3 protein-coding genes are annotated in these 1,520 nt (G+C 41.4%); all 3 read left to right on the top strand.

What is annotated here, in order from left to right; genetic code table 11:
• Positions 1 to 148 precede the first annotated feature (148 nt).
• Positions 149 to 685 (top strand): P27 family phage terminase small subunit, encoded by a 537-nt coding sequence (locus RUMCAL_RS04055; protein ID WP_040646906.1) that lies wholly within the window; start codon positions 149 to 151, stop codon positions 683 to 685.
• A 1-nt stretch (position 686) separates the two neighbouring features.
• Entirely contained in the window at positions 687 to 1,019 is a 333-nt protein-coding gene (locus RUMCAL_RS04050) for a hypothetical protein (protein ID WP_021681273.1), read from the top strand.
• On the top strand, positions 1,016 to 1,520 hold a 505-nt coding region (locus tag RUMCAL_RS04045; RefSeq protein ID WP_021681272.1), incomplete at its 3' end, for a ParB/Srx family N-terminal domain-containing protein. The genes RUMCAL_RS04050 and RUMCAL_RS04045, both read left to right, overlap by 4 nt.

Here is a 1,520-nt window from a genome sequence, read left to right as displayed (position 1 = left end):
AATCGCTAATTGTGAATTTTTTACAGACCGGCGTCCCCTCTCACGCACGAAATTTGGATTTCAAAGGGGGTATTAACCCTAAAAATATGCAACAAGCCGAAACTTACGCAGTTTCGGCTATTTTTCTCTCAAAAGGCAGGTGAAAACAGTGGCAAAAGACGGTACAAGAAGGGGTGGTGCAAGAGTTGGTTCTGGCAGAAAATCCAAGGCGTTAGTTGACAAAATCAATGATGGACAATCTGCATCAGTGCTTGAATTCCCAGAATCTTCTGTTTTGATAGGTGATGATGTTCCGCCAGTAAAGGATTTTATGAAAGCTCAGCAAAAAAACGGAAAAGATTTTCTTGCCGAAGAAATCTATAGTGAAACCTATCGATGGCTAAAAGCAAGAGGATGTGAAAAAGCCGTATACTCCGAACTTGTGATGCAATATGCCATGTCAGTTAGCCGCTGGATTCAGTGCGAAGAAGTAATATCTGAGTATGGATTTCTTGCAAAACATCCAACTACCGGAGCCGCAATTGCTTCTCCGTATGTCTCTATGAGTCAAAGCTACATGAAACAGGTTAATCAGTTGTGGTATCAAATTTTTCAAATTGTACGAGAAAACTGTTCAACAGAATTTTCAGGACTGCCCATTGATGATGCTATGGAAAAACTGCTGACCGCCAGAAAGAGGAACTGATATGGGTTGTGTGTTTAGCAAAAACACAGATGCCGAATTGCACAATGTGACTTTTGATTGTGAGAGTCCTAATTGCCAAAGAAGTATCTATTCCGAAGCAAAAAAATTAATGCAGTCAGAAAAAGTGTATTTCAATCGAGTAGAAAATGGCAAGAAAATACCGACTGTTCTCTCCGCACAGTTTGCAGAAAATCTTGTACGAAGTCGTCAATCCGATATGTGTATTTTAGAACATGGCGAACAAATGGTTGATTTGAGTGTAAGATATACCTCGCAAGCAATAGCTGCATGGAATCAAATAAGAAACATTTTAAAGAGTGGTGAATCAAAATGAACACAACTACAGAATTTCAGCTCGTTGATATCGACAAGTTAGTGCCATACGCCAACAATGCCAGAACGCACAACAAGGAACAGATTCTGAAACTTCGCTCTTCTCTGCGTGAGTTTGGGTTTGTGAATCCGGTTATTATTGATCGGGAATACAATGTGCTGGCTGGTCACGGCAGAATCGAAGCGGCAAAGGCAGAAAATATTTCAGAAGTGCCATGTGTATTTGCCGATCACCTGACCGAAGCACAGAAGAAGGCATATATTCTTGCTGATAACAGAATGGCATTAGATGCCGGCTGGGATGAAGAACTCCTTGCTGTGGAAATGGAAGAATTGCAGAATCTCGGTTTTGACCTTGGTCTGACTGGCTTTGATGAAACTGAAATTGCAGATTTGTTTGATACAAACAGCGGTGACACAGTGAAAGACGATGATTTTGACCTCACCACTGCACTGGAAAAAGCTGCATTTGTACAGCGTGGCGACATCTGGACAGTTGGCA

This window comes from Ruminococcus callidus ATCC 27760, from assembly GCF_000468015.1.
Taxonomy (GTDB): Bacteria; Bacillota; Clostridia; order Oscillospirales; family Ruminococcaceae; genus Ruminococcus_C; species Ruminococcus_C callidus.
This window is presented reverse-complemented; position numbering and strand designations above follow the sequence as displayed.

Coding starts and splice junctions, on each gene's coding strand:
- RUMCAL_RS04050 (WP_021681273.1), top strand. CDS start 687: ATGGGTTGTGTGTTTAGCAAAAACACAGATGCCGAATTGCACAATGTG.